The sequence below is a fragment of the Streptomyces sp. NPDC097981 genome (genome assembly GCF_040302565.1).
Lineage (GTDB): Bacteria > Actinomycetota > Actinomycetes > Streptomycetales > Streptomycetaceae > Streptomyces.
The window spans coordinates 1-3838 of sequence record NZ_JBEORW010000143.1 but is presented as its reverse complement, the minus strand read 5'-3'; the positions used below and the strand labels follow the sequence as shown (position 1 = coordinate 3838).

2 protein-coding genes are annotated in these 3838 nt (G+C 68.3%); both read left to right on the top strand.

Annotated elements, in window-relative coordinates; genetic code table 11:
• The first annotated feature begins 266 nt into the window (after nucleotides 1-266).
• On the top strand, nucleotides 267-1349 hold the full coding sequence (locus tag ABTY04_RS40510; RefSeq protein WP_352218438.1) for a tyrosine-type recombinase/integrase: 1083 nt from the start codon (nucleotides 267-269) through the stop codon (nucleotides 1347-1349).
• Between the two features lie 323 nt (nucleotides 1350-1672).
• Complete coding sequence (locus ABTY04_RS40505; RefSeq protein WP_352218437.1) at nucleotides 1673-3826, top strand: tyrosine-type recombinase/integrase; 2154 nt, start codon at nucleotides 1673-1675, stop codon at nucleotides 3824-3826.
• Nucleotides 3827-3838 lie beyond the last annotated feature (12 nt).

The following is a 3838-nucleotide window of genomic DNA, read 5'->3' as shown; positions in this document are numbered from 1 at the left end:
GGGGCCCGTTGACTGAACTAACTCCTGTGTTTTGGCAGGTCAGGAGCAGTTTCTGCTAGCTTCCCGCCATGGTTGATCCGCTGGGTCCCGGACGGGATCTGACGAGCTTTGTACTGCCCGACGTTGGCCGGTTGGTCGAGACCGGCGAGCCACAAGAGCCCTACCAGCTGCTCGCTCCGAGCGGGTTGCCGGTCGTCCCGGTCGCGGCCTTCTTCGCGGAGTTGCAGGCGGCCAGCAGGCCGGCGACCACGATTCGGTCGTACGGCATGGATCTGCTCCGGTGGTTCCGGTTCCTGTGGGCGGTTGACGTCGATTGGGACCGGGCGACTCGCGCCGAGGCCCGGGACTTCTCCCGCTGGCTGCAGTTGGCGGACAAGCCGGTCCGCGTCCACTGGCGCTACCAGCGTCAGGGCGGCACAGTCCCTAGCCCCAGGCCGGGCGGGACGAAGCGGGCCGAGCCAGGAACGCCGAATCCGGTGACGGGCAAGCCGACGCCGGGCCGGAAGTACGCGCCGACGACCCGCACGCACAGCGAGACGGTGCTGCGGTCCTTCTACGACTTCCACCTCGAAGAGGGCACCGGGCCAATCATCAACCCGTTCCCGCTGGATCGCTTCCGACGCGGCCGGGCCAACGCCCACCACAACCCGATGCAGCCGTTCCGGCAGGAGCGGCAGGGCCGCTACCGGCCGCGAGTGCCCAAGAAGCTCCCGCGCCGCATCCCCGACGAGATGTTCAACGCGCTGTTCGCCGCGCTGAAGTACAACCGCGACCGGGCCCTGCTCGCGGCCTGGGTGTCCACCGGCGCCAGGGCCGACGAACTGCTGACGAGCCGCCAGTTGGACGCGGACCCGGGACAGCAGCTGATCACCGTCGTCCGTAAGGGGACGCGGGAGAGCCAGCCGCTGCCGGCGTCGCCGGACACGTTCGTGTGGCTACGGCTCTACCAGGAGGACGTCCGGCGCCAGGGCACCCCGCGGGGCCGCCAGCTGCCGCTGTGGTGGACCCTGCGCCGACCGTTCAGGCCGCTGAACTACCACGCGGCCAGAGCGATGTTCGACCGGGCCAACGACCTGCTGGGGTCGAACTGGACGCTTCACGACCTTCGGCACACGGCTGCCTACCGGATGGCTCGCGACCCGCAGATGCCGCTGACCGACGTGCAGTGGGTCCTCGGTCACGCGCATTTGTCCACCACGGAGATCTACCTCGCCGCCACCCGGGACGAGGTAATCGAGAGCGTGCTCGCCCACCATGCCCGCCAGTCTCGACAACCAGTCCTGCCACCGGCACCGGCTCCCGGCTACAACCCGGCCAGCCTGGACGTGCTGTTCGGACGGCGGCCATGACGACCACGACTGCGCCCTCGGGACGGCGTTCGGGACACCGGCCATCCGCACCGCTGCACGGTTCCGCGCAGAAACTGCTGAGGTCGGCCTTTCCAGCGCGAACCGTTCCTGAGAGCTGGCCGGCCACCGCCGAGGACCGCGCCGAGGTCAAAGAGCGCCTGGCGGAATTCTCGGCCAAGGCGAGCAAGCACACCCGCTACATCCGAGGCAGCGGGTCCCAGAAGATCCTGCGCTGGCTGGAGGAGTTCCCCGGCGACACCTGGCAGCAACGCTGGCGGAACTCCGGCTCCGACGAACTGGGCCGGGCCTGGCTCGACCATCTGATGGAGGCGATCAGCGACGGCCGCTATGGGCGGATCGACCGTCCCGAGCTCTCCTCTGGCGCCCTCGCGCTGATCTGCGCGGATGTGATCCGCCCCAGCCTCGACTGGCTGCTGACGCGCCAGTCCCAGAACCTGCGACAGGCGATCACCGACGGCCGTGACCCGGCCGGCTTCGCCGCGCTGGCAACCGTCGCGGCGCCGGAGCTGTGGTCAACCAATCTCGGCTATCACGCCCGCTACCAGATCGCCATGCTGGTGGTCGCGAAGGGCGGCGGGGTCCGCGACATCACCGTGGGAGACTGTCTGGAACTGCGTGAAGCCGAGGCACGCGTCTACGTGCACGCCGGAGCGGGGCGGTCACTGTTCTACAGCTGGCTCAGGGAGCTCGGGAACCTCCCCGCCGAGGCACCCACCACCTTGCGTGACGTCAGCCGACACTCGGGCCAGGTCACCGTCGCCGAACTCGTGGACCGCTACGAGCTGAGATGCCGCCCGATCCGCGACCTGATCGTCGACTACCTGACCGAACGCCAGCCCTCCCTGGACTACAACTCGCTGGAGAGTCTTTCCCGGACGCTCGCCTCGCACTTCTGGGCGAACCTGGAGAAGCACCATCCCGGCATTGACTCCCTCCGTCTGGCCCCCGAGGTCGCCGCGGCCTGGAAGGAACGAAGCCGCACCAAGACGACGGTCCGCCGGCTGCCCGACGGCAGCTCCGTCGAGGTCACCAGCCCCAGAACGAATGCGTTCGCTCTGTTCACCGACGTCCGAGCGTTCTACCTGGACCTGGCCCAATGGGCCTTGGAGGAACCCAGCCGCTGGGGCCCGTGGGTGGCGCCGTGTCCGGTCAAGCCAGCCGAGATCTCGTACAGGAAGCATGTCACCCGGCGGAAAGCGCGCATGGATCAGCGCACCCGAGAGCGGCTCCCCGTCCTGCCCTCCCTGGTCAAGACCGCGTCCGACGAGCTCAAGAAGGCCCAGGCCCGCCTCGGCGCCGTTCGCGCGGCAGCACCGGGCGCCGCGTTCACCGTCCTCGGCGAGACCTACATCAAGGTCAAGGGGACCCGCTACACCGACCACGCGGCTTCGGCCACCGCCTACGACAGGGACGGCCGCCGGTGCTGCTTCGGGCCAGCCGAGCAGCGGGCCTTCTGGGCATGGGTGACCGTGGAGTTCCTGCGCCACACCGGGGTCCGCATCGAGGAGATGCTCGAGACGAGCCATCACAGCATCACCCAGTACAGGCTGCCGACCACGGGCGAGGTCGTCCCTCTCCTGCAGATCGCACCGTCCAAGACCGACGAGGAGCGACTCCTCCTGGTGAGCCCGGAGCTGGCCGATGTGCTCAGCGCGATCGTCTGCCGCGTCCGGGAAGTCTCCGGCGCGATCCCCCTGGTTCGTTCCTATGACCCCAACGAACGGGCCTGGAACTCACCTCTGCCGCTGCTGTTCCAGTGGCGCTGGGGAGGGCAGAACCGGCCGGTATCCGTGTCTACGATCCGCAAGGCGCTGGACGAGACCCTGCTGGCCTCCGGCCTGACCGACGCCACCGGGCAGCCCTTGCGCTACTGGCCGCACGACTTCCGCAGGATCTTCGTCACCGACGCCGTCATGAGCGGGCTGCCGCCGCACATCGCTCAGGTGATCTGCGGCCACAAGAACATCACCACCACGATGAACTACAAGGCGGTCTATCCGGCCGAGGCGATCGAGGCCCACCGGGCGTTCATCGCCCGCCGCCGGGCACTGCGACCGAGCGAGGAATACCGCACGCCGACGAGCGATGAATGGGACGCCTTCCTGGCCCACTTCGAGAAGCGCAAGCTCTCCGTCGGTACGTGCGCTCGTGCGTTCGGCACGCGGTGCATCCACGAACACGCATGCATCAGGTGCTCCATGCTCCGGCCTGATCCAGCACAGCGACCCCGCCTGGTCGAGATTCGGGACAACCTCATCGATCGGATCACAGAAGCGGAGCACGAGGGATGGCTCGGCGAGGTGGAGGGCCTCCGCGTCAGCCTTGCCGGCGCGGAAGAGAAGCTCGCTCAGCTCGCCGTTGAACCTGCCCAAAAGGAGACCGCCATCAACCTTGGCATGCCCAGCTTCAGCCAGATCGTCAGCTGCACGAGTGCCACCGTGGATCTCACACCGTGATCCTTCAGACTG